Source organism: Brevundimonas sp., assembly GCF_013912065.1.
Taxonomy (GTDB): domain Bacteria; phylum Pseudomonadota; class Alphaproteobacteria; order Caulobacterales; family Caulobacteraceae; genus Brevundimonas.
In genome coordinates this window covers 127,551-151,766 of sequence record NZ_JACESA010000004.1, presented here as the reverse complement: position 1 = coordinate 151,766, position 24,216 = coordinate 127,551, and the positions used below count along the sequence as shown (strand labels likewise).

General features: G+C 66.1%; 22 protein-coding genes. 13 read left to right on the top strand and 9 right to left on the bottom strand.

Translation table 11 applies throughout. The features are described from left to right. Positions 1-357: 357 nt before the first annotated feature. Together H2037_RS05135 and H2037_RS05130 are read left to right on the top strand one after the other, a co-directional pair. The gene (locus tag H2037_RS05135) at positions 358-2,415 is read left to right on the top strand and encodes a ParB/RepB/Spo0J family partition protein (protein ID WP_292118593.1); all 2,058 of its coding nucleotides are present in this window, start codon (positions 358-360) and stop codon (positions 2,413-2,415) included. Between the two features lie 361 nt (positions 2,416-2,776). Continuing rightward, complete coding sequence (locus H2037_RS05130; RefSeq protein ID WP_292118591.1) at positions 2,777-3,403, top strand: TetR/AcrR family transcriptional regulator; 627 nt, start codon at positions 2,777-2,779, stop codon at positions 3,401-3,403. A 33-nt stretch (positions 3,404-3,436) separates the two neighbouring features. Here H2037_RS05130 and H2037_RS05125 read toward each other — a convergent pair whose 3' ends face one another. After that, positions 3,437-4,372: an SDR family NAD(P)-dependent oxidoreductase gene (locus H2037_RS05125; RefSeq protein ID WP_292118589.1), complete on the bottom strand. Its 936-nt coding sequence runs from the start codon at positions 4,370-4,372 to the stop codon at positions 3,437-3,439. Positions 4,373-4,549: 177 nt separating this feature from the next. Continuing rightward, on the bottom strand, positions 4,550-5,491 hold the full coding sequence (locus H2037_RS05120; RefSeq protein ID WP_292118586.1) for an NADP-dependent oxidoreductase: 942 nt from the start codon (positions 5,489-5,491) through the stop codon (positions 4,550-4,552). 121 nt (positions 5,492-5,612) lie between these two features. Between H2037_RS05120 and H2037_RS05115 the strand changes: the two genes are divergently transcribed. From H2037_RS05115 to H2037_RS05090, 6 genes are all read left to right on the top strand, one after another. Continuing rightward, on the top strand, positions 5,613-6,158 hold the full coding sequence (locus H2037_RS05115; RefSeq protein WP_292118583.1) for a TetR family transcriptional regulator: 546 nt from the start codon (positions 5,613-5,615) through the stop codon (positions 6,156-6,158). A 142-nt stretch (positions 6,159-6,300) separates the two neighbouring features. Beyond that, positions 6,301-7,224 (top strand): hypothetical protein, encoded by a 924-nt coding sequence (locus tag H2037_RS05110; RefSeq protein ID WP_292118581.1) that lies wholly within the window; start codon positions 6,301-6,303, stop codon positions 7,222-7,224. Between the two features lie 40 nt (positions 7,225-7,264). Beyond that, entirely contained in the window at positions 7,265-8,176 is a 912-nt protein-coding gene (locus H2037_RS05105) for a nucleotidyltransferase and HEPN domain-containing protein (protein WP_292118578.1), read from the top strand. Continuing rightward, positions 8,169-8,507 (top strand): hypothetical protein, encoded by a 339-nt coding sequence (locus H2037_RS05100; RefSeq protein ID WP_292118576.1) that lies wholly within the window; start codon positions 8,169-8,171, stop codon positions 8,505-8,507. The genes H2037_RS05105 and H2037_RS05100 overlap by 8 nt, the downstream gene beginning before the upstream one ends. After that, entirely contained in the window at positions 8,504-8,728 is a 225-nt protein-coding gene (locus H2037_RS05095; RefSeq protein WP_292118573.1) for a hypothetical protein, read from the top strand. Before H2037_RS05100 ends, H2037_RS05095 begins: the two co-directional genes overlap by 4 nt. Before the next feature lie 124 nt (positions 8,729-8,852). Next, the gene (locus H2037_RS05090) at positions 8,853-9,992 is read left to right on the top strand and encodes a DUF3800 domain-containing protein (protein ID WP_292118571.1); all 1,140 of its coding nucleotides are present in this window, start codon (positions 8,853-8,855) and stop codon (positions 9,990-9,992) included. Between the two features lie 41 nt (positions 9,993-10,033). Here H2037_RS05090 and H2037_RS05085 read toward each other — a convergent pair whose 3' ends face one another. From H2037_RS05085 to H2037_RS05060, 6 genes are all read right to left on the bottom strand, one after another. Then, positions 10,034-13,279 (bottom strand): error-prone DNA polymerase, encoded by a 3,246-nt coding sequence (locus H2037_RS05085; protein ID WP_292118569.1) that lies wholly within the window; start codon positions 13,277-13,279, stop codon positions 10,034-10,036. 66 nt (positions 13,280-13,345) lie between these two features. After that, positions 13,346-15,193: a hypothetical protein gene (locus H2037_RS05080; protein WP_292118567.1), complete on the bottom strand. Its 1,848-nt coding sequence runs from the start codon at positions 15,191-15,193 to the stop codon at positions 13,346-13,348. Then, positions 15,190-15,690 (bottom strand): ABC-three component system middle component 2, encoded by a 501-nt coding sequence (locus H2037_RS05075; RefSeq protein WP_292118566.1) that lies wholly within the window; start codon positions 15,688-15,690, stop codon positions 15,190-15,192. Before H2037_RS05075 ends, H2037_RS05080 begins: the two co-directional genes overlap by 4 nt. Next, a complete protein-coding gene (locus H2037_RS05070; RefSeq protein WP_292118564.1) occupies positions 15,678-16,799 on the bottom strand; it encodes an ABC-three component system protein in 1,122 nt (373 codons plus the stop codon). The genes H2037_RS05075 and H2037_RS05070 overlap by 13 nt, the downstream gene beginning before the upstream one ends. Then, on the bottom strand, positions 16,796-18,316 hold the full coding sequence (locus H2037_RS05065; RefSeq protein ID WP_292118561.1) for a DNA polymerase Y family protein: 1,521 nt from the start codon (positions 18,314-18,316) through the stop codon (positions 16,796-16,798). Before H2037_RS05065 ends, H2037_RS05070 begins: the two co-directional genes overlap by 4 nt. Next, complete coding sequence (locus H2037_RS05060; protein ID WP_292118559.1) at positions 18,231-18,989, bottom strand: damage-inducible protein; 759 nt, start codon at positions 18,987-18,989, stop codon at positions 18,231-18,233. The genes H2037_RS05065 and H2037_RS05060 overlap by 86 nt, the downstream gene beginning before the upstream one ends. Before the next feature lie 152 nt (positions 18,990-19,141). Between H2037_RS05060 and H2037_RS05055 the strand changes: the two genes are divergently transcribed. The 3 genes from H2037_RS05055 (at position 19,142) to H2037_RS05045 (ending at position 21,331) form a co-directional block, all read left to right on the top strand. Then, positions 19,142-19,720, top strand: a complete 579-nt coding sequence (locus tag H2037_RS05055; protein WP_292118557.1) for an SOS response-associated peptidase — start codon at positions 19,142-19,144, stop codon at positions 19,718-19,720. Positions 19,721-20,068: 348 nt separating this feature from the next. After that, positions 20,069-20,362 (top strand): DUF736 domain-containing protein, encoded by a 294-nt coding sequence (locus H2037_RS05050; RefSeq protein WP_292118554.1) that lies wholly within the window; start codon positions 20,069-20,071, stop codon positions 20,360-20,362. Between the two features lie 72 nt (positions 20,363-20,434). Beyond that, positions 20,435-21,331 carry a zincin-like metallopeptidase domain-containing protein gene (locus H2037_RS05045; RefSeq protein ID WP_292118551.1) on the top strand — a complete coding sequence of 299 codons (897 nt, stop codon included), beginning with the start codon at positions 20,435-20,437 and terminating at the stop codon, positions 21,329-21,331. 3 nt (positions 21,332-21,334) lie between these two features. Here H2037_RS05045 and H2037_RS05040 read toward each other — a convergent pair whose 3' ends face one another. After that, the gene (locus tag H2037_RS05040; protein ID WP_292118549.1) at positions 21,335-22,492 is read right to left on the bottom strand and encodes a hypothetical protein; all 1,158 of its coding nucleotides are present in this window, start codon (positions 22,490-22,492) and stop codon (positions 21,335-21,337) included. 197 nt (positions 22,493-22,689) lie between these two features. Between H2037_RS05040 and H2037_RS05035 the strand changes: the two genes are divergently transcribed. Together H2037_RS05035 and H2037_RS05030 are read left to right on the top strand one after the other, a co-directional pair. Next, positions 22,690-23,211, top strand: a complete 522-nt coding sequence (locus H2037_RS05035) for a MobC family plasmid mobilization relaxosome protein (RefSeq protein ID WP_292118546.1) — start codon at positions 22,690-22,692, stop codon at positions 23,209-23,211. Positions 23,212-23,372: 161 nt separating this feature from the next. After that, positions 23,373-24,212, top strand: coding sequence for a relaxase/mobilization nuclease domain-containing protein (locus H2037_RS05030; RefSeq protein ID WP_292118541.1), 840 nt, complete (start codon positions 23,373-23,375; stop codon positions 24,210-24,212). Positions 24,213-24,216: the final 4 nt, after the last annotated feature.

Here is a 24,216-nt window from a genome sequence, read left to right as displayed (position 1 = left end):
TGATCGACCGTCGCCAGCGCCGCTCCGCCCCCAACCTGACGAACCTCTCATCCTGCTCATCTCCGCGCCTGCGGCGCGGAGGGGTTTTCGCACGTCCAGACACTTGAAAAAGGACATGGAAGGGCTCCGCCCTCGCGCGGGCCAGGGTGAAGCGGCTGCGCCGCCGGATCGGCCGGTCTCCCCGGCCTTCCGCGCCGGCGACGGGAGCGATGACTGCGATCGGTGCGAGGCTTGTGCAGGCCGGGCGATCCCCCTCCGGCCGATCCGCCCTGGCCCTTGCTACCCCGGTCTCGCCGACGGGCAGGGTTTCAGGCGCGCGTTTCGCGTGCCTGCAACCCTTGCCCAAAGGAGGCAGACATGACTGCTCAATCCACCCAAGCCCGTATCCCTGCGGCGGCTGTCGCCGCCGCGACCGGAGCGGTTCAGGAGCCGGTGCACGGCGCGGAGATCGTGGTTCCGCTGAACCGGTTGAAGGCGTCCCCAAGGAACGCCCGGAAGGTGCCGCACAGCGCGGCGACCATCGAGGCGTTCGCCGCCTCCATCAAGGTCAAGGGGGTGTTGCAGCCGCCCGTGGTCGAGATCGAGCGCGGCGAGGACGGGACCGCCACCGGGAACTATCTCGTGACCATCGGCGAAGGGCGCCGTCAGGGCTTGCGGCTCTTGGCCAAGCGCAAGCAGATCAAGCGGACCCATCCGGTCAAGGTGGTCGTCGATACCGAGAACGACGCCCATGAAATCAGCCTCGACGAGAACACCACCCGCGAGGCCATGCATCCCGCCGACCAGTTCGAAGCCTTCAAGCGCCTCGCCGACGAGAAGGGCTATGGCGCCGAGGAGATTGGCGCCCGGTTCGGGGTGACGGCGACCGTGGTGCGCCAGCGTCTGCGGCTGGGCGCGGCGGCGCCGGAGCTGATGACGGCGTATCGGGACGGGGCGCTGGCCTTGGACCAGCTGATGGCCTTCTGCGTCAGCGCCGATCAGGACCGGCAGCGGCAGGTGTTCGAGCAGTTGGGCGAGTACCGTCCCGTTCACGCCATTCGCCGGGCCATGACCGAGGCCAAGGTGCGGGCCGACGACCGCCGGGCCGTCTTCATCGGCGTCGAGGCGTATGAGGCCGAAGGCGGGACAGTGCTGCGCGATCTGTTCACCGAGGACGGCGGCGGCTGGCTGGAAGACCCGGCCCTTCTGGACCGGATGGTCAGCGACAAGCTGGCCGCGCTCGCCGAGGAGGCGCGCGGGCGCGAGGGCTGGAAATGGGCTCAGGCCGTGTCTGAATATGCCGAGGTCAGCGCCCTGGGCCGGGTCTATCCGGCGCAGGTCGGGCGCAGCGACGCGGACGCCGCCGAGATCGCCAACCTGTCGGAGGAGTATGACGGCATCGTCTCCGAAGCCGGGCCGGAAGGGCTGACGCCCGAGGCCGACGCCCGTCTCGAGGAGATCGACGCGCCCCTGCAAGCCTTCGGCCCGGACTTCGACTATCCCGCCGAGGTCAAGGCGCGCGCCGGGGTCATGGTCCTGTTGGGCCATGACGGATTGGCCCGGTTCGAGCGCGGTCTGGTGCGGGCCGAGGACGTGGTCCAAGAGCGGCGACCCGATCCCGAAGCGCCCGAGAGCTGGTCCGAGGACGGCGACCGGGAAGGGGAGGCCCCGCCCGCTCCCGAAGCGGAGGCCGACGAAGGGCTGGCGCCCCTCTCGGAACGGTTGGTGATCGACCTCACCGCCCATCGGACGATGGGGCTGCGCGACGCTGTTCAGGCCGACGAAAACATCGCCCTGACGGTGGTGGTTCACGCGCTCGCCCTGCAGGTCTTCTATCCGGCATGGGGGACGTGGACGCCCCTGCAATTGCGGTTGAGCGTCACCGGTCTGGACCGGCTGGCCCCCGGCGTCGGCGACAGCCCCGCCGGGCGGCGGGTGGCCGACCGGCTGGAGGCGTGGGGTGCCCGTCTGCCGGAAGAGGCGCGGGACCTCTGGGCCGTTCTGACGACCCTGCCGCCGTCCGAGCTTCTGGACCTGATGGCCTGCTGCGCGGGCGTCGGTCTCTACGCTGTGCGCGATCCGCACGACCGCAAGCCGGACGCCTTGGCCCACGCCGAGGTTCTGGCGACCGTCACCGGTCTGGACATGACCGGGACGTGGACGGCGACCGCCGCCAGCTATTTCTCGCGGGTGTCCAAGGCGCGGGTGCTGGAAGCGGTGACCGAGGCGACCACGCCCGAAGAGGCCGGGCGGATCGCCGGGTTCAAGAAGGGCGACATGGCCGAGGCCGCCGAGCGGCTGGTCGAGGGCAAGGGCTGGCTTCCGACCGTCCTGAGAACCGCTCCGGCGGCCGATCCGGACGCGCCGGAGCCGGAAGGCGAAGAGACCGAGCCGCCCGCCTCCGACGATGACGCCTATCGGTTCGCCGCCGAATAGACCGCGTCAGGACCGGAAAACTCGCCGCGCGCCCTTCGGGGGCGCGCGGCCTTTTTCTGTCTGGCGACCCTCGACGGTCTCGCAGGAGGCGTCTTGAGGCTTTGGCTCGCAAGCCGAAGCATCGCCGAGAGCGCGGAGTAGCAGGCCCCGACGGCTCGCGGCCTCTTCGATTGGTTGGACGGCGAGCGTTTTAGGTGGAACGCCCTGACAGTAATGCGCTTCCCTTGACCGTTGCCGGAGCGTCGCGCAACGATCATTGGTTCACACCTTGAGGCTTGGACGCTCGGGCGCGACTTCGCAGACCGTTTGGTCTGGCGGCGGCACGACAGGATAAGGGGTGAAGACCTCGCGGGAGCCTCAGATGGCGCAAAGACGGGCAGGACGCCCGAGTCTTCAGGAAGCTGCGGCGCTTGAGTCCCTGGTGCTGGACCGCGCCATGGACACGCTGAGATCCGCCGGCTTCGCGACCATCTCGATCGACCGGCTCGCGGCGGAGATCGGCGTCGCCAAACAGACCCTCTACAGGCGATTTGCGAGCAAGGAGGCGTTGCTCGACGCCGTGGTGGAGCGTGAACTGGCCCGGATGCAGGCGTCGATCCTGCCCGGTCGCGCCGAAGGCGAGGCGCTCGAGACGCTCAAGGTGTTCGCCCACCATTATTTCACGGTCGCCGTTCGGCCCGAGAACGCCCACTTCGCCGCCTATCTGAACACGGCGGCCCTGACCAATCCCAAACTCCAAGGCCGCCAGAAGCGCTGGCACGATCTGAGCATGTCGGCCTTCGAGAACCTGATCGTTCGCGCCCAGGACGCGGGCCGGCTGCGATCCGGCGATCCCCGCGCGCTGGCCCATCTGCTTCTCGATCTGATCAACGGCGCCCCCTATCGTCTCCAGCAGAGCCTGGGCTCACGGACAGCCCTCGACGGGCGCAAGTCCACGGATTGGTTCGACGACCGGTTCGAAGCCTTCACCCGCCTGTGCGGGGTCTGACCTCGAGCCGGTCGTGATGTCAGGGGGCGGCTGTCAGCCCGGGTCGCGCTTCGTCACATCGGCCGCGTCGCGGGGGATTTCGTCCTCCATCGAAGGGTCGAGGAAGACGAGTTCGGCGCGGAAGGATTCGCTGGTGCTGGTCAAAGGCGTCAGTGCGCCGCCCGCCTCAAGCGCGTCGGCGGCTTCAGCCCAGGCTTCAGGGGTGGACTCGGCCAACAGGACCCGCGGATAGGCGGCGAACACGCCGCGCCCCGCGGCCGCCCCGCTGGTCTGGAAACAGCCGCCATAGGCGCGCGTGTCCTGGTGGGCGAGCCAGGCGACAAACGCCGACACGGCCGCCGGCGGGAGCTTTTCTCTCAGCACCTTCTTGATGGCGGGATTGTCGAAGGCGTCCTCCGTCATCGGCGTCCAGGCCGATGGCTGGACGGTGGTGACCTGAACGCCGACGTCCCGGCCCTCGATAGCGAGGGCGTTGCCCAGCCCCCAGATGGCCGCCTTCGCCGCGCCATAGGCCGAGAACTGCGGCGCGCCGAGCATGGCGCTGGACGAGATGTTGATGAGGCGTCCGCTCCCCGAGGCGATCAGATGCGGGAAGGCGTGACGCGAGACTTCGACCGCGCCCCGGAAATGGGTGTCGAACACATGCCACCAGGCCTCCGGTTCGGTCTCCCAGAAGCGTCCGAACCGGGAGATGCCGGCGTTGTTGATGACGACATCCAGACGGCCGAAGGCGTCGATCGCCGTTTCGACGAGCGCGGCGGCCCCCGTGATGATGTCGTGGGTGTCGGCGACCGCTTCGCCTCCCGCCTCGACGATCATCCGGGCGACGGTCTCGGCCTTTTCGCCGGCGATGTCGTTGACGACCACCCTGGCGCCGCGTTGGGCGAGAAGGAGTGCGTGCTCCCGCCCCATGCCCGACCCCGCTCCGGTGATGAGAGCGACGCGGCCTTCGAAATCGAGATGACTCATGACTGACCTTTGCGATGCGTCGTCCGCACGCCTCATGGGGACGGAGCGACCATTAACGAGACTGAATAGTCTAATTAATGCGTACGATCAGCCTGCCGTTCCACGCGGCGGGAGGCCGCACCGCATCGACGCTGCCCGGTCCGGACGACGGCTGGCCGCCGGCCGGGCCGGGGGCGGTCAATGGGCCTCGGGGACGAGGACGATCTTGCCGTTCAGGCCGCCGACCTCCATCAGGCGATGGGCCTCCCGGACATCCTCCAGCGGCAGGCGTCGGGCCACCGGCATGACGCGACCGAGGCGGTCGAGATCGGTGAAGAACCGCTCAAGGCGCTCACCGTCATACGCGACGACATAGGCGCTGTAGGCCTGGGTGGATCCCGCAGGAGGATTGGGGCCGGGGACGCCGATCGAGACGACCTTCCCATCGGGTTTCACATATCGGAACAGGCCTTCGGTCGTTTCCCCGCCGATGGTGTCGGCGATGGCGTCGAGGAGCCCCATTGTCTCCAGACTGGACTGGTCTTCGAGAACGACGACACCGGCGACCGGCAGGTCAGCGACGGCGGTGACGCCGGACGCACGGACGCCCGCGAACACGGTGGCGCCGGCGTCCAGGGCCGCGAACACCGCAGCCCGGCCGGTGGAGCCGCCAGCGCCCGTGACAAGGATCCGGTCGCCCGCCTTCGGCCGGATCGCTCTCTCGATCAACTGCGTGCCGGTCAGCGCCCCGGTCGGCGCCGCTGCGGCGTCGATCAGGTCGAGATTGTCTGGTACTTTCACGAGGGCGGCTTCATAGACGTTGGCCCGCTCCGCATACGCGCCGCCCTGGGCCGGATCGACAAGCCCGGCGACCCGATCGCCGATCTGCAGTTTGGCGACTCCTTCGCCGACCGCCTCCACCACGCCGGCGAGGTCGTTGCCGAGCTGGGCAGGAAACGCGAGGTTGAACCAATCCCTCAGAAGGCCCTTGCGCGTCTTGATGTCCACGGGATTGACCGCCGCTCCGGCGACGCGAACGCGCACCTGGCCGGGACCAGGGGGCGGGAGATCGACCGTGTCGATCGAGAGGGTGTCGAGGTCTCCGTAGTCGGAGAGGAGCGCCATTTTCGTTTGGGGCATCGCGATATCCTTACATGAGCGTGTTCCGCATTCCCGCCGTGGGTCGGGGCGTTCGCTAACTATCGACTTACAGTGTAAGAGTGGCGATAGTCGATGGCTCTTGTGATCGAAGGAAGTCGATGTGGCCGACAGGCAGCTCTCCCGTCCCGTCATCGTTACAGAGGCTTTGCGGCTGCTGGAGGAGGTGGGACTCGAGGACCTCAGCCTTCGCAAGGTAGCGGCAAGCCTGGGGGTCAAGGCGCCGTCGCTCTACTGGCACATCGCCGATAAGGATGATCTGCGCGCAGCGATGGGCGAGCGTCTGTTGCGCGACTGTCTGGGCTCAATCCCGCCCTCCGAGGATTGGCAATCCTGGTTGCGGGCCTTCGGGCGCGCCATATGGCGCGCGCAGGAGACGACCCGTGACGCGGGGGCGCTGCTGATGAGCGCCCGGTCCGTCAAGCACGCGTTCCAGGGCACGGCCACCGAGATCGTCTCGGTGCTGGGCCGCTTCGGACTCGACGAGGTCACGGCCACCCGAATGCACTGGTCGGTGCAGGCGCTGGTGACGGGCTGGGCCGTGTTCGGTGACGCCGAGGACTGCGAGCATTCCGCTCAGGTGTCGGAGGCGGCCCTGGACAGTCTCGATGTCCTCATCCTGGGATGGGCGACGCGGCAGGCGGCCTGAGGCTGGTGGTGACAGTGTCTGAAGATCGGACCGTCGCTTCACGATCTCGCCGGTTCTCGTGGCGGCTGAGGGCGCAGGCGCGCGGGACGGGAGACTGCGCGACGCGCGCGATCACGCCCAGTCCGTCAGGAGAGAGTTCGCGATGAGCGACACGTTTCAGATTGTCCACGAGACGTTCGATGAGCCCGACGTGGTCCCCATCACCGAAGCCGACTTCATCGAGGTCCAGGAGGCTCTACGGCGGCTCGCGCTCGTCATGCAGGTCGAAGAGACGTTCGATGTCGCGGTGAGCAACTACGCGGACTTCGAAAGAGCCGTGGCCGGGATACTGATCTCGCGTGAGACGCGCCGCGACTTCTCGGGCGTGCGATGGCATTCCACCCGTCGGGAGATGAGCCGCGCAATAAGCAATCTGCTTAGCAGCGTACGAACCTTCCAGCACGTGGCGGAGAGCGCGGTGAGCGCGATCTACGGGCCGGTCGTTCTCGATGAACACCAGCAATTCAAGCGCAGGCTTTACGACGGGAGCTTCGCCTATCGGGTGATGGAGAAGCTTCGTAATCACGCGCAGCACCAGGGTCTGGCGGTCAACAGCCAGACCTATAGCAGCCGGTGGATCGACCTGCCCGAGCAAAAGGGCCGGCAGAGAGTACAGGCGTTTCGCCCCGAGCTCGACCTGCGCGAGTTCGCCGGATTCCCGAAATGGAAGGGCATCGTCGCTGAGTTCAGCGCGATGCGGGACGCGGAGCCGACGACGCCTGAACGGCTCGATCTGCACAAGCTTGTCCGAAGCTATATGACCGAGCAGAGCGCGATCATCTCCGAGCTCCGTCAGCGCTGGGCCGACGACCTGGACCAATGGGACAGGACAGTCACCGTTCGTCGCGATCTGATTCCGGGTCGGATCGGCGAGCAGGCGATCACCGAGACTGTGGCCGTCCAGCTCCGCGGCGATGCTCGCATCAAGACGCTCTATGTGTCCCGGACCCTGATTGGCGACATTCGTCATTTGGAGCAGGACAATGCGCCGCTGCTCAACCTCGACAAGCTTGAGATGCGACTATGACTGACTTGCTGTATCCGACCAGATCGCGGAGACTCGCGGAGTGAAGAAGAACCTCGATCATCTGCCGCTGCCCAAGCAGTCCGAACTGCGTCACGTCGTCGATGTGATCCGCGACTCCTTCGAGGAAGCGATCTCGACGCGTCGCGCCGAGCGGTTGAAGAACGGCAGGATCCTCAAGATCATCCTCTACGGATCGTATGCCCGCGGCGACTGGGTCCATGATCCGGTGGGCCGGTATTTCTCGGACTTCGACCTGCTGGTCATCGTCGATCATGAGGACCTGACGGACGGAGAGTTCTGGTTCGACGCGACCAACCGGACGATGCCAGGCGAGGGCGAGATCCGTACGCCCGTCAGCATCATCGTTCACAGTCTGGACGACGTGAACGAACAGCTCGATCGCGGGCGGTACTTCTTCGCCGACATCCTGCGTGATGGCGTCATCCTGTACGACACGCCTGCAAGCAAGCTGCACAAGCCGGCGACGATCAAGGCCAAGGCTGCGTTGGCCGAAGCGGAGGAATTCTTCGCAGAGTGGATGGCTAGTTCGCAGGATTTCTCTGAGGTCGCAGCCTTCTGTGTGATGCAAGACAAGCCGAAGATGGCTGCTTTTAATCTGCATCAAGCGACCGAGCACCTGTATCATTGCCTTCTTCTGGTGGTCACGCTTTACAGCGGCAAGGCGCACAACCTCGCCTTCCTCCGTAAGAAGGCCGAGGGCATCGACGCCAGGCTGGCTGCAGCGTGGCCGCGAGAGACCAAGTTCGAGCGCCGCTGCTTCGAGCTACTCCGCGAGGCCTACGTCAAGGCACGCTACTCCAAGCACTACAAGATCAGTCGCGAGGAGCTGGACTGGCTCACCGAGCGGGTCGAGATTTTGCGCGGATTGACGACGACGACGTGCCAGGAGCGCCTGGCTCAACTCCGGTCGGAGGCCGCCGACGATGTCTGACGCGCCGACATTCTTCGTCCCGTTCGCGGACACGCCAGAGACCGGTGAGGAGGTCTACGCTTCGGTCAAAGCGTTCATGGCCAAGGTGGCGTTTCGTCCCACGGAACGGCGGATCTACCGCGTCGCCTATCGTCACAATGGTCGCGACTATGTCTCGACCGTCGGCGAAAAGGAGCCCGAGGGCGAAACGGTCATCGCGATCTTCGAGACGTTCAACCCGACACCCCTCTATATGATCTGCACCCCGACCCGCGGCGTTGTTAAGGGCGATCCCATCCTCGCCGGCGATGTTCGCGGGGTGATCGATTTCAGCCCGGAGGAAACGACATGAGCGTCAAGGATGAGGTGGATCGCGCCATCCACGCCTATCACGGTGACGATCTCCAGGGCGCCACCGTGGGCTTCGAGCTGTGGGACGCGTTCTGCCGGGAAACCGGGCTGACCCCGCAACCGGCAGCGGCCGGCGGCGACGATTTGGAAGTGATCTATCAGGGGCTGAGCATCAAGCCCGGCATCGCCCCGGACACGATCAGGCTCGTGACGGGCTTCTAGGCCCAGCGGTCGCTTTCCGCTCGTTGCTCGTGGCTTGCGTCTCCGCGCCCGCGAGCAGTGCGCCCGGGATCGGGAGACCCGACGGCCCGGTTCGCCTTTGGCTCCGAGGACCCGCGACAACGCCATGACCCAAGCCGACTACATTGCGCCCGCGCGCTACTTTCTCGACGAAAGCGGGACGAGCGGCGACCTGTCCACCGCCGGGACCGGTCTCGACTTCAAGAACCAGCCGATCTTCGTGCTCGCCGCCGTCGGGATCGATGACGAAGGCGGTCTCGCCGAACAACTGGCGGCGATCCGGCGTCGACATTTCCCTCAGGCCGTCGAACTGAAGTCGAGCAAGGGTCATGCGACACCGGCCGTGGTCTCGGATCTGCTCGACGCGATCGACGCGCGCGGTGGCGGCGTCCTTCTGGAGGTGATGGACAAGCGCTTCACCCTCTCGGCCACCATGATCAACACGCTCATCCTGCGGCCTTTGTCGCCGTCCGATCAGGAGCCGAAGGCGCTCTGGTTCCGGACCCAGCTCGCCGAGCGACTTCACGAGAAGGCGTCGGCAGGCGTCTACGACGCCTTCATTCAGGCGTGTCGCGAGCCGGGAGAAGGGAGCCTGAAGGCCGCCTTCCGTGCGGTCCTCGACGACTTTCCTCCCGGGCCTCCGAGGGAAGATCCGGCGCACGCCATCCGTTTCTTCACCCTCGACAGCCTCAAGGATTTCCGGAAGGCGGGCGCCTCGAAGCCGGAGGTTCAGCGGCGCTTCCTTCCGCTCCCCGACCCGGGGCACACGGGCAAGGACGTGTGGATTCTTCCGCATCTGTCGGCCTTCACCAATCTCTACGCCCGCATCAACAAACTCAGGGGCGGCAGACTGGCTGATGTCCAGATCATCCATGACGACCAACGCTATTTCGCGGACATTCTCCGGTCATCGAAAGAGGCCGCAGAAGGTCTGGCGGGCGGCGACGGCGTCATCGCGCTTGCGCGGGCGGACTATCGGTTCATGGAATCCGGCGAGCTGAGCTTCACGCCATCGACCGGTTCCCCGGGCGTACAGGCCGCTGACCTGATCGCCGGTTTCGCGATGCGGCATGCTCGTGACTGCCTGGCCGGAGATGCGCCTGGTCGTGAGCATCGGGCCGTATTCCTGCGCCTCGCCAGTAGCCTGGATGCATCACCGGGGTTCGGCATGAACCTGATGATGTCCAGCCCCGACGTCCTGCGTTGCGGTCTGCTGCCCCGCCGCGATCCGATGGTGCGGCCCTAGTCCGCGATGGTCGCCGGTGCTGGACGACGTGATCGGGCGCTTCACCGGAAGTCGCGGGTTTTGACCTTGATGGCGTCGAGCGACAGATCGGGGATGTAGATGTCGCGGGGCTTCGGCGTACGCGCGTCGGGCGCGCTGCCGCGATAGACCTCATCACCCCGACCATGGGGCAGCGGGAAATGCTCGCGCCGGCCCAGCGACGCCAGCAAATCCGAACCATCGTGCAAACGGGTCGCCACGATGTGGACGACGTCGCCCTCGCGCTGAACCCTTCCGTCAACGACAAGAAGGCTGGCGCTCAGCACGATCCGGCGCTGCTGTTCGTAGAGGCTGGGCCAGATGACCAGATTGGCGACGCCGGTTTCATCCTCGATGGTGATGAACATCACGCCCTTGGCCGAGCCGGGCTTCTGCCGAACCAGCACCAGGCCCGCCACGCGGGTCAGGCGGCGGTCCCGCATCGTCGAGGCGTCGGCGCAGGTCATGACATGGCGCGACTGGAGCGTGTCGCGAAGGAAGGCGACCGGATGCTCGCGCAAGGTCAGGCCTACATGCCTGTAGTCCTCGACCACCTCCTGGCCCGCCGGCATTACAGGCAGGGTCGCATCCGCCTCCGCGACCTCAGGCGTTGTCGTGCCATCATCCTGGACGACGGCGAACAAGGGCAGGGGATCATCGCGCAGGGCCTTGATCGCCCATAGCGCCTCGCGTCTTTGCAAGCCCAGTGACGGCAGGAAGGCGTCCGCCTCGGCGAGACGGGTGAGGGCGCCGACCGGCGTCGAGGAGCGCCGCCAGACATCCTCGACACTGGTGAAGGCGGCGGCCTGCCGCTGAACCACGAGGCGCCCCGCGTCGGCATTCGCCAGGCCGCGCACCATGCGTAGGCCGAGGCGAACAGCGGATCGGCCCTCACGGTCGGTCGGCTCCAGGGTGCAATCCCAGCGGCTGGCGTTGATGCAGACCGGGCGGATCTCGACGCCGTGTTCTCTGGCGTCGCGCACGATCTGGGCCGGGGCGTAGAACCCCATGGGTTGGGCGTTCAGCAGAGCCGCGCAGAAGACGTCGGGGTGATGACATTTGAGCCAGGACGAGGCGTAGGCGATCAGGGCGAACGACGCCGCATGGCTCTCGGGAAAGCCGTAGGAGCCGAAGCCCTCTAATTGGCTGAAGGTCTTTTCCGCGAACTCCGCCGTATAGCCGCGCTCGACCATGCCGTTGACCAGCTTGTCCTTGAAGTGGCTGACGCCGCCGGTGAACTTGAAGGTCGCCATGGCGCGCCGCAGTTGGTCGGCCTCTGAAGCCGTGAACCCCGCGCACTCGATGGCGACGCGCATCGCCTGTTCCTGAAACAACGGCACGCCGAGCGTCTTGCCCAGCACCCGCTCCAACTCCGGCTTGGGGTAGTCGACCGGCTCCTTGCCCTCGCGCCGCCGCAGATAGGGATGGACCATGTCGCCCTGAATCGGTCCGGGGCGAACGATCGCAACCTCGATGACGAGGTCATAAAAGGTGCGGGGCTTGATCCGGGGCAACATCGCCATCTGCGCCCGGCTCTCGATCTGGAAGACTCCCAGGGTGTCGGCCTTGCGGATCATCGCATACGTCTTCGGGTCCTCAGCCGGGATGGTCGCCAGGTCGAGGTGGACCCCCTTGTGGTCGGCCAGTAGGTCGAAGCCGCGCTTCATGCAGCTCAGCATGCCGAGCGCCAGCACATCGACCTTCATGAACTTCAGGGCGTCGATGTCGTCCTTGTCCCATTCGATGACCTGGCGATCCTTCATCGCAGCCGGTTCGATGGGAACGAGATCGTCCAGACGGTCATCCGTCAGGACGAAGCCGCCGGGGTGCTGGCTCAAGTGCCGAGGGAAGCCGATCAACTGGCGCGACAGGTCGAGCGCCAGCCGCAGTCGGCGATCCTGAAGGTTGAGGTTCAGATCCTCGGCATGCCGATCCTCGACGCCCTCGCTGGAGTAGCTCCAGACCTGGGATGAGAGGGTCTTGATCAGATCTTCGGATAGTCCCAGCGCCTTGCCGACATCGCGCAGGGCGCCGCGGGACCGATATCGGATCACGGTGGCGCAGAGCGCCGCCCGGTCGCGACCGTAGGTCTCATAGACCCACTGGATCACTTCCTCGCGCCGTTCGTGCTCGAAATCGACGTCGATGTCCGGCGGCTCCTTCCGTTCCTGACTGACGAAGCGCTCGAACAGCAGATCGTTTCGGCCGGGGTCGATCGAGGTGATGCCGAGGACGAAGCACACCGCCGAGTTGGCGGCCGACCCCCGACCCTGACAAAGGATGTCGCGGCTTCGGGCGAAGCGGACGATCGAGTTCACCGTCAGGAAATATGGGGCGTAACCCAGCGTCTCGATCAGTGTCAGCTCATGCTTTAGGCTGGCGCGGACCTTGTCCGGCACGCCGTCTGGATAGCGGTTGGCCGCACCCTCCCAGGTCAACTGTTCCAACGCCTGTTGCGGCGTCAGGCCGGGGAGGGCGGCCTCTTTCGGATACTGGTACGACAGCTCGTCCAGACTGAATCGGCACCGGTCGGCGATCTCGATGGTGTGGCGCAGCGCATCGGGGTAGCGGGCGAACAGCCGGTGCATTTCCTCGGCTCGCTTGAGATGGCGGTCGGCGAAGCGCTCGCGCTTGAAACCGACGTCGTCGATCGTGCAGCCCTCGCGAATACAGGTCAGGACGTCCTGGAGAACGCGGCGGTCGGGGTGGTGGAAGAGGACGTCGTTGGTCACGACAGTCTTGATCCCGATCTCGGCGGCGAGCTCGGATAGCTGATGCAGCCGCATCTGGTCGCGAGGGCGGCGGCGGAGCGTCAGGGCGCAGTAGGCGTTGCTGCCGAATATGCCGGACAGGGCCGAAAGGCGTTGCCGACATTGGGTATCGGCGCGATCGGTCACGAGCACGGCGATCAGGCCGTTGGCGTGGTCGGCCAGGTCCGACCAGTCGAGATGACAGGCGCCCTTGCCCGCCCGCCCCTTGCCGAGTGTCAGCAGGCGACACAGACGGCTGTAGGCGGCCCGGTCGGTCGGATAGACCATGATGGCGGCCCCATCGAGGAGTTCGAGGCGGCAGCCGACGATCAGACGCACGCCGGTCGCCTTTGCGGCTTCGTGGGCTCGGACAATGCCCGCAACGCTGTTGCGGTCGGTGACGGCTAGCGCCTCCAAGCCGCAGACGACGGCTTGGGCGAATAGTTCGTCGCAAGCACTGGCGCCGCGCAAGAACGAGAAATGGGAGGCGCATTGAAGTTCGGCGTAACGGCTGGTCATGTGTTCATGATATGTTCTGGCCTGCAGGTAGGCCACATCCCGCAAACACCGGCACGCAACCAAAGCTCAGAAGAGGCCTTCTCGCTCCCCGTCTGAATCAGGTCCGGCGAAGACAACCAATGTGTCCGGTGTAGCGCCGCTAGGCGCATCGTTCTCGATCACGATGAACTGCGCATCGCCCTTGTGAGAGGCGAGATATGCGTAAAACCGATCTTTCAATCCGCTCGCCTTCACGACGGCTTCATCAGCGCCCAGTGCTCCGTGTCGACTTCTGTGCGGCTCGCGATAACTGACGAGCGGACTATCCAGCACGAGGAAGCCGGGGTGAGGCAGGCCCTCCGAACGACAGAATTTCAGGATCCCGATCTTGAAGGCCGAGTGCATGAGCGCCCTGACCCCTTTTCCGTTGGCCGAACGGCTCTTTCCATCGATCTGGATTTCGTGGCTTGCGGAATCGAATGTGACTTTGGGATTTCCGGGGAAGCCCCAAGCATCCAGCACGCCTTGGACATGCGTCGCCAAGGCTAAGCCCGAACCGCCCGACAGACCAACGACGGCCCCGGCCTGGTTCCGGGTCGCCTTGAAGCGATCCAGCACGCGCCGATGCTCCTCGAGCTCCTTCACGCGCTCGACGAGCCGAGCCCTCGTCCGAAGCACTTCGCGGGCGTCGGAGACAAGTTCGAACCGCCGTCGTGTTTCAGCTTCAGTGGGGAGGCCAGCTTGAACCTCCTTCTCCAACCGGCTGATGTCGGCAAGGAGACTGTCTCTCACGTCGTCGGCAGCCGAAGCCTGCTCTGAGAGCGACGCCAGCGTCGCCTGAAGCTCGCCCCTCTCTCTACCGATCTTTGCCAGCTCAGCGGCGATGGCGCGACGGCTGCCCTGAACATCCTCACGCCCATGGCCATGATCCTGGTGTTCGTAAGCGGCGCCACACAGCGGGCAGGGGCGGGCGCCGCCCGCTAGCAGCGCGTCGCTTCCCTCCAAAAGCGACGTCAGCCGCTCGCTGTCGCTGCGGTACACGCGGTCCAGTAGGCCGAACCGCTCGATCGTGAGAGACAGCTCTTCGAGCATGCCATCGATCGCCATCAGGTTGCCCCGGGTCTCCGAAAGCGTAACGCGGGCTCTGTCCAGACCGGCTTGCGCCTCTGAGGCTTCGAGCTGAATGCTGCGGATCTGTTCGGTCTGCGCCTCGATGGCCTCATCCAGATCCTCCGGCACGTCGTCACCCAATTCGGCCCGAGCGATGCGCAGCATGTCGTCCAGCAGCTCGATTTTGCCGCGGTTTCCTGTCCGCTGCTCTTTGACGCCCGGCGCCTTGATCTGGGCGGAGTCGTCCACGCCGGTCAGGATGAACTTGAGCGTATTCTTGTCTTGGGTGACGCTCCGGCCATCGGACACGTCGATCATGCTGAGGTCGCCAAGCATCGGCGTTTCCTCGATGAAGACATACGGCGCAAAAGAGCGGAACGAGAACGTGACTTTCTCACCCGAGAGCGTTCTGGCGATCTTCACATCCGGCTTGAGGCCGATGGCCGCGAGAAGATAGGCAGACCAGCTTTCCGCACTTCGATGCTCGCCCTGGATCGTGCGATCAGCTGCAATGGATGTGCCTGGGGCGGGCCAACCGGCGCGATACTCGAAGTCCCCGCCGCGGAGGCTTCGAGCCACTTGAACATCGTTACCGACGCCTAGTTCAACATCCAGCCACGCCTTTTCGTAGCCGTCCCGTTCCGTGATGCCCGGTATGCCCTCGACACCGGCGCCAGTCATGTAATCCAGAGATTTGACCAGAAATGATTTGCCGGTGTTCGACGCGCCCCAAACCACGTTGAGACCGTCGCTGAAAGCGATGTCCACGGGCGGGACGTTCGGTCCCGTAAACGCTAGTCCGCGGATGATGATGCGAGCGGTCAAAGCAGCAAGGTCCCCTGTTCATTGGGTCCGATGAAGGCCGTGGTCCATGTGTCGAGCTTCATCCTCACCTCGCCGAGGAATCCTGCCTTGCCCTTCAAGGCAATCTCTTCGGCGATCCAGCCCGCGGCGGTTTTCAGCCGCACCGAGTACTCGCTCTCCAGCAGCTCGACGTAAGCGGCAGCCTCGTCGGAAGCGCGGTATTCAAGCCCTTCGTCGGATGGGCAGACCAAGACCATGTGAAATCTACGCATTAGGATTAAGCTCTCTTCGACGAGAGCTCGTCTGACCAGAAGTTCGCCTTTGCGGCCAGGGACAGCCGGGTGGAGACTATGCGGCCCGCCGAGATCACCGGAATGCACGACGGCGTGGTCCAGGACGACGAGGTCCGCTAAATCAAGCGTCATCGGCCTGAGAGCTTCCAAGATGGTGACGGCCCTTATCCCTGCCTCGAGCGGAGAGTTGAACAGTCGTGGAAGATCGGGGGCTACTTCGTCCATTTTAGCCGCCGATCATTCGCCAGATGGTGACAAATGCCCTGCACGACGGGGATTCGGGCGAGGCGGCCAGCGATTGAGGTATTCAGACCCGCAGCGTGTTTCATCACCTTCCCCAACCGATCAAGCAGCGTATCGGCCGGCTCGCGATGGACGTCGATCACACCGTGGTAGACGTCATTCTGAAACTGAACGACCAAGGCCTTGTCTGTGTTGTCGCGGTGAAATCGCTTGAACGCCTCGGCCTCGAAATAGCGCGTACGCTGGTCTCGAAGCTGGTCTCCGTAAGTGGCATCGGCCAACACCGCAGCATTATCGGGAAAGTCAGTTCCGGCGGCTTCGCCGTAAACAGCCCTCAGCTGACCCAAGTATTCGGTCTCATCGTTCGCAATGACATCCGGTGCTTCACCTTGGGGGGCGTGTCCTGGTAGCTCCTTGAGGATCTGAACCAGTGCCGGCCGTGCGTGCTCATCCTTGACGATCAGCGGCGCGGTGAGGCCGGTCACCCGGTTGAAGTCGTACCCGGCGATTGCAGCGCGCAGCTCTGCTGTGAGCGGAACGTCTGCGCTTGCGGTGATCTTAGTTTTGCAGATGCTGTCCCACTCGGCCAGCAAGGCAGCTTTCAATGTGCTTGGGTTGTTCAGCAGGTCCATGAGCGGCCCCACGATCCCTCGCGGCGACACGAACGTGAACTTCAACGGCAAGGTCGCATAGGCGCCTTTTACATGGTGGTGGAACATCTTTCCGAGTTCGAGCAGAGCCTCCTTCCGCCCCAGCTTCGACCCGAGGGTTTTCCGCTTACATTGAAAAAGATCCCACGCACCTTCGTGCCGATCAGCCGTGTAGAACCCAATTACATCGCGCGCCTTGTCGTTGGGTCCGCCGATGCGCTCGACTTGCGTGTACTTCGACTCGCGACGCTCCACCCAGATTTCGACGAACTCTTCGAGTTGCCCGTCGTCGAGTTCGCTTAGGCGAATGGCCAGACTGGTCATCATCGCCCCATGTTCGCGCGGTTTCCCAGAAAGCGTCACGGTAACAACCGCATACGGATCCGGCAATCTTTGCGCGAGTCGCGCGCTGATTGGTACACTCAACAGTGCGTCGATCATCCGAAACGCCCGTGGATGAACCAGGCCTGTGAGCCGGTGGTGGCGTCCTCGCCGTCGCCGGCGCGGAACAGCCAGAAGCGTTCGCCCGCGTCGTCCTCGACCTGGAAGTAGTCCCGGACCGCCCACATCTCGGCATCGCGGCGACTCCATTCGCCGAAGATCCGTTCCGGGCCGTCAGCCCGACGTATCCGTCGACGGACGCCGCGCCAGGTGAAGTGGGTCGGCGGGTTGTCAGGCAGAAGCGCCATGGTCTCGATCGGCTCCGGTCTGCGGAACAGCCGCGTGGGACGCGGCCAGTCTGGCGTCCACGCCGCTCCGGTCGGCGCCGCCAGGGGCGCGACCTTGCGGATCGACCGCTCGGGAACCTCGCTCTCGACCGGGGCCAGACGATACAGCCGGTCGGCGCCGATGCGGTTCGACAAGCTATCGACCAGCATGGAGATATCCGGCGCCGCCTCCGCGCCGAGGCGCGTGGCGGCGGGGCGCCAGTTCAGCGGCTCGGCCGCGCTGGCCGCGAGCGTCATGCGATCGATTCCGAAGCCGGGATCGATCGTCTCAATCTTGTCGGTCAGCAGCCGCGTCAGACGGCGCACATCCCGGATCGGCTGGGCCAGACCGATGCGAACAGCCTCGATCCGGTTGTCGATGCGGAAACAGAGCCAGTCCAGTCGACGAGCCCCGAGACCGAGCGTCTCCAGTTGCACGCACAAGGTCTCGACAAGTCTTTCGGCGTAGCGCGCCAGGGTTTCGGCCGCGCCGATCGGCTCGGCGAAAATCCGTTCGACGCGCGGCGTTTCGGGCGCCTCAACCGGGACCAGGGGCTCGGCCGCCCGGCCATAGGCCTGGTCGAGCCGCCGCCCCAGCATCGCGCCGAAACGTAGTTGAAGCGGGGCGCGAGGTCGATGAGCGATGTCCGCGATCCGCTCGAAACCCATCCGCCTCAGGCTGGCGGCGAGGTCCGCCGGCAGGCGCAACGCCTCCAGAGGCAGGGGGGCGAGGGCCGCATCGACGCCGTCGTCTGCGATGAGGGTCTGGTCGGCGCGAAAACGCGCGACCGCATGGGCGGCGCCCCAGGTGGGGCCGATGACGCCACGGCCGCTAACGCCCGCCCCCTGGAGGCGCGCCGTCAGATCACGCAACAGCGCCGCCTCGCCTCCTTGAAGGTGCGCGGCGCCGGTGATGTCGATCACCAGACCATCCGGCGGATCGGCCTGACAGACCGGCGCGTATCGGCGCATCGCCCAGAGGGCGAGACGCTCCAGGGCGTCGGCGTCGCCGTTCGGGTCGGCGTCTCTCACGTCCAGTCCCGGGATCAGCGCCTGCGCCTGGGTCGCCGCCATGCCGACGCGCGCGCCGCATGCGGCGGCGGCGGCATTGCAGGCCGTCACGATTCGTTTGCGGCCGGTTCGGCCCGTGAGAAGGAGAGGGCGATCAGGCGGCGGCGCGTCGGCGCCCAGCCGCCGTCGCAGCCGATCGACGGACCAGTTCGGCAGGAAGAGCGAGACGACCCGTCTCATCGCAAGCGTCCACAATGAAGTCCGCCGCGTCGGCGCCGCGGCAACGCATGAGTTCGATCCGCCATCGCGCCCGACCGATCCCGGGGACCGGCAGGGGCGCCGAAGGCTCGGCGCTGACGCGCCAGCGCGTTGCGGCGGCGGTCGGCTGGCCGAAGTCGGCGGCCTCGGCCGCGCGCCGCCATCGTCGGACCGCCAAGCCCATGACCCCGGACGCCTCGGCGGCCAACTGAAGCCGGCGCGAGGCGGTCATCGTCAGGCGCGACGTCTCGCAGACGACGCCGGCCAAGCCGCCATGACGCAGCCCTTCCTCGAAACACGCCATCAGAGATTTCTCGTCGCCCACTTCGACGTAGATGACCCGGTCCGGTTCCAGCCCTGCATGGCTGAGCGCGGGGGCGAACAGGTCGGGGCGAGTGACGCACCACAGAACCTGTCCGGGCAGACGGGCGACGATGCCCGCTGCGAACAGCGCGGCCGCCGCGCCGCCGACCGCGTCGTCGCCGCCCCCGGCCACCTCGTGGAGCGCCCCGAGCGCAAGACCTCCGCCCGGAAGCGCGGCGTCCAGCGCGGCGACCTTGAACGGAAGCACGCCGACCGATCTGCGATCAGCCTGCTCCAGGGCGCGCACTTGTGCGCGCAGGTGGTCTAGGTCGGCCGGGCAGACGGCCTGCATGGACGGGTCCTCCTTGAGGGGGATTAAATGTTCTTGAAACGTTCTGGTTCTAAGGCGGCGTCGGAGTCAATCCGGTTGCCGCCTTATCCCCGGGATTTGCGGTCAGGTCGGCCTCGTGGAATCCTCGGTTCAAGGGCCCGGGAGATCGCGTGATGTGCAACGAGTACCAGCTCATCCTGCCGTTCGACGACGTGATCGCGGCGTTCAATTCGACGGGAAACCGGCTCGTCTTTCCCGGCGGCATGCCGAACTTCGGTCCGATGGCCTCGATCCGCATCGGGGATCGGGCCCCGATCATCCAGATGGGGGCGGAGGGTCCCGAGGCCGTGATGACCCCCTGGGCCTGGAAAGGGCCGGGCGGACGCCCGGTCTTCAACTTCCGTTCCGATGGGCGATCCTTCGACGGGTCGCACCGGTGCCTGATCCCGGCGGACGGCTTCTTCGAATTCACCGACCCCGAGCCCGAACAGAAGCGAAAGACCAAATGGCGCTTCACCCTGTCCGGCCAGCGGCTCTTCTGGGTGGCGGGCCTGATCAAGGAGGGCGCCTTCGCCATGCTGACCACCGAGCCGGGGGAGGATATCGCCCCCTATCACGACCGGCAGATCGTGGTGCTTCGGCCCGAGGACGGTGCGGCTTGGCTCGACCTTCAGCGGCCACAGACCGAACTGTTGCGGGCTCTGCCCGCCGGGAGCCTTGACGTCGAGAAGGTCTTCCCCGCCGCAGCCTGAGCGCCGGTTTGAGCCTGGGCGGGTGGGAGCCTGATCAACCGTGCCGGGGGCCATGGCGATGACCGGGTGTTCGGGGCGGCCGGGGGTCTCGCATCCTTTTCGCGCCAGCCGGCGCGGCCTCTCGATGAGGCGGATCTGACCGAAACCCGGTCGGCTGGCGCAACCGCTTGCGCGACTTTCATCCCCGGCCTGACGGCCTTCCTCGCGAAACAAGAAAGTCTCTTGTCGCGGTCCTCCGCTTCGCTGCGGGGGGCTCGCTCCGCTCTCCCTGCGCGCCGCCCGGGCCCCGGTCTCCCGATCGCCATCGAGGCCGCGGCAGGCGTGGCCCGAAGCAAAGGAGAGACTGACATGGCCACCATCGGCACCTTCACCGCTCAAGGCGACGGCTACACCGGTTCGATCAAGACCCTCACCCTCAACGTCAAGTCGGCGGTTCTGCGGCCCAACGAGAAGAACGACGACAAGGCCCCCGACTTCCGGATCTTCGCCGGCCAGACCGAGTTCGGCGCCGCCTGGAAGCGCAAGAGCCAGCAAGACCGCGACTACCTCTCGGTCAAGCTCGACGATCCCAGCTTCCCGGCGCCGATCTACGCCTCCCTGGTGGAGGTCGAGGGCGGACACAGCCTGATCTGGTCCCGCTGAACCAAGAGCCGCGGCGGCGCGAAGATCGCGCCGCCGCTCCTTCTTCCCACAATCCGTTTCGAGGAGGCCGCCATGACGCGCCCCGCCGATCCCGCACGCCCGAACATCCATACCCGGATCACCCAACAGATCATCGCCCAGCTCGAAGCCGGGGTCCGCCCCTGGACCCAGCCCTGGAAGGCCTCGATCTCCGTCAGCCGTCCGCTCCGCCATGATGGAACGCCCTACAACGGCATCAATGTCGTCCTGCTCTGGGGCGAGGCGGCCAGCCGGGGTTTCAGCCGGTCCACCTGGATGACCTTCCGTCAGGCGCTGGCCCTCGGCGCCCACGTCCGAAAGGGCGAACGCGGCGCGACGGTCGTCTACGCCAACCAGATCGTCCGTGAAGACACCGACGACACGGGCGCGGATGTCCAGCAGCGCATCCCGTTCCTGAAGGCCTACACCGTCTTCAACGTCGACCAGATCGACGGCCTGCCAGAGCGCTACGGCGACCCGGAAGCCATCGACATCAATCCGGATGAACGGATCGCCCGCATCGACGCCTTCTTCAGACACTGCGGCGCCGAGATCCGGCACGGCGGCGGCAGCGCCTACTACGCCCCGGGTCCTGACCATGTGCAGATGCCGCCGTTCGAATGTTTCGAAACGGCGGACGACTACTACAGCACCCTCGGCCACGAGATGACCCACTGGACGCGCCATCCCACCCGTCTTGACCGGGACCTGGGGCGCCAGCGCTTCGGGGACGCCGGCTATGCCCGCGAGGAGCTGGTCGCCGAACTCGGCGCCGCCTTCCTCTGCGCCGATCTGGGACTGGCCCTCGAACCCCGGGAGGACCACGCCGCCTATATCGGCAGCTGGCTCCAGGTCCTGAAGGACGACAAGCGCTTCATCGTCTCGGCGGCCTCGCACGCGCAGAAGGCAGTCGACTATCTCCACGGTCTGCAGCCGCAACCGCCGGCGTGAGCGTCAACAGATCCTGTTGAGCTGTTCCGCGACATAGGCCTCCACCAAGGGGCTGCGAACGGCAGGCGGCGGCGGGAAAGCAACCGCCGCCGCCTCGCGTCGCATGTCATCGAAGATCGACAGCGTGAGTGGCGTCGCAATGCTGTGGTCCGCCTTCTGCATCTCGGCGAGCAGCGCGCGCTGGCGCGCGGCGGGTATCGCTCGCCAGACCGAGGGCTTGATGAACCAGTGGTCCGTCCCCCGGATCATCCAGCGCTCGATCGTGTCGATGAGCGGAAGCCGGGCGGTCTTGTGTTCCAGATGGCCGTTGATCCGGTCCTGGGACCCGGGCGGCCCGACCATGAAGATGAGGGTTCCAGCGTCTTGCGGGATCACACCAAGCAGGCACATGACGGTGCGATCCGGCAAGTGCAGATCGGTCATCCCTGACAGGGCTACCGGAAAGGGGAGCTCGATCTCGAAAGCGATGCCCTCCAGACCGGTGGGGCCGGATCGCTCAACCGCCGGGTAGTGGGCGGCATGGAGCGCCCGAAGTTCGGCAAGAGTCCGGCCCGCCTCTTCGATGTAGTCTTCCGCGAGATTGAGGTGCATGCCCTCGTAGGTGAAGGTGCTGAACTCCACCCCCAGACGGCGCGCCTCATGCTCGACGTCTCGGGACAGGCGCGCATGGAGATCGGCGACGCGTGTCTCTAGCCGGGCCAGATCGAATTCCTTGCGCCGGATCTCCCGGCAAAGGCTGCGGAAGATTTGCAGGGCGAGATCGGTCTCGCTTCTGATCGTGCGCCCCCTCTCGAACGACGAGAAGGCGTTCTCATGCCCGGCGCAGTACCCCGGAAATGTGGATGCCTCCGCACCGCCGATTTTCACCATCGACAAACGCCCCTTGTAGGATCGCGGTGTGAGGACGTGATCGTCTTCCAGCAGTGGGGAGATCGGCCCGGCACGCTGAAGCGTGTGCGAGGCGACGATCGTGCGTTCGGCACAGCCCGGAAACATGCAGACCGCCGAACGGCGCCAATCCCGGACGGCTTGGGCCGCTTCGCCATGGAAGGCTTTCTTGTGTTCGGCGTCCGAGGCGAACAGGAGGCGCGTCTGTGTGAGACGGTCGGAGATGTATTCGATGAGCTGAAGCGCCGCGCGGGCTTTGGCTGGATCCGTCATGCTTTCGGATCATGGCGCACAGCCCATCTGAAGCAAATCGTCCGCCCGGCTGGGGCGCCCTTCAGGGCGGTGGGCGAGCGGCCGGAATCGGTCGCCGAGGGGGGGCGGGGAGCCCCGTAGGCCTACGGGGCGAAGGGGGTGACGGTCTAGGGCAGGATAGGCTTTGCGCCGGCAATGTCTGACAGACCGACACCCCCATGGATCGCCTCACCCTCCGCGTCCCGCCCGATCTGATCCGCCGCTTCGACGCCGCCGCGGCCCTGAGCGGCGGGCGCGCCCGGCTCCTGCGCCGGCTGATGGAGGCGGCGGCGCAGGCGCCCTTTCCGGAGGCTCAAACGCCGCCGCCTGCGCGCCTGTCGAGCAAATTGGGCCTGCGACTGACCCTCGTGGACATGGCCGCCCTGGAGCGCGAGGCGGCCCTGAGAGGCCAATCCCGGACACAATGGACCGTGGCCCTGATCCGTGCGCGACTGCATGGGCGCCCCCAACTCAGCCGTGGCGAGGCGATCGCCTTTCTCGAGGTACAGCGCGAGCTTCGCCGCATCGGCGTCAACATCAACCAGATCGCCCGGGCCCTGAATACGGCGGTGATGGAGGGCGCGGTGCTGGACCTGGAAGTCGCCCAGCTGGACGCCTACGCCCGCGAAATTCGCGCGCACTTGACCGGGGTGCGGGACGCTTTCGCGGGCAACCTGTCGTACTGGTCCACCGACCCGTGAACGACTTTCGCGTCCCTTCCGGGTTCGAGGAGGCGCTGCGTCCTCCCGTCCGCATGCGGCGGGCGAGGCTGGCGCACGCGGTGCTGCGTGTCACCAGAGGAAAGGGAAGCGAGCCGGCAAACGCCAGGCTTCAGCGCGTCGCACGCCGGGTCCCGGAGGTGATGGTCAAGATCACCGGACGAACGCGGGACGGTGGCCATCTGCAACGCCACCTGGATTACATCACCCGGAACGGAAAACTGGTCCTGGAGGGACCCGACGGCGAACGTCTGTCGGGACGGGCGGAGGTCCGCGCCTTGGCCGAGGATTGGCGCGCCGAACTGGATGTGCTGGCGTCCCGAAAGGATGCTCCGGTCTCTCTGTCGATCGTTCTGAGCATGCCGGCGGGGGTCGATCCCGGCCGCGTTCACGATGCCTCGCGCGCCTTCGCGGACGCCGTGTTCGGCGATCGCCATCCCTATGTCTTCGCCCTGCATACGGACGATCGACATCCCCACGTCCATCTCACCGTCCGGGCGCTCGGACGCGACGGGGAAAGGCTCAATCCGCGCAAGGCGGACCTCCAGCTCTGGCGCGAGACCTTCGCAGCGGCCCTACGCGATCGCGGCGTCGAGGCGGAAGCCACGCCGCGACGTGCGCGGGGCGTGGTGCGCAAGAGCGAACGCACGCCCGTTCGGAAGTTGCGTGAGCGGTTCGAGCGCGGAGAGGGGGCGATGCCGGAGACCCTGAAAGGCGCCCTGAAGGACGCGGCCCGGTCGCCGGCGGAAGCGGCGCCCTGGGAAGTGCGACTACGCCAGAGACAGGCGCAGATCCGCAAGGCGCTCGTGGTCGAAGCCCTGCGGCTCCAGGCGTCGAAATCGGAGGCGGACCGCAGCCTCGGACGAGATCTGGAGACGTTCATCCGGAACATGCCGTCTGTGGCGACCCGGCGGGAGATCCTCGCTCGGGCGCTCGGAGAGGATCGGGGGCGGTCGGAGCGGGGCAGGGGGCGGACCCGCTGAAGAT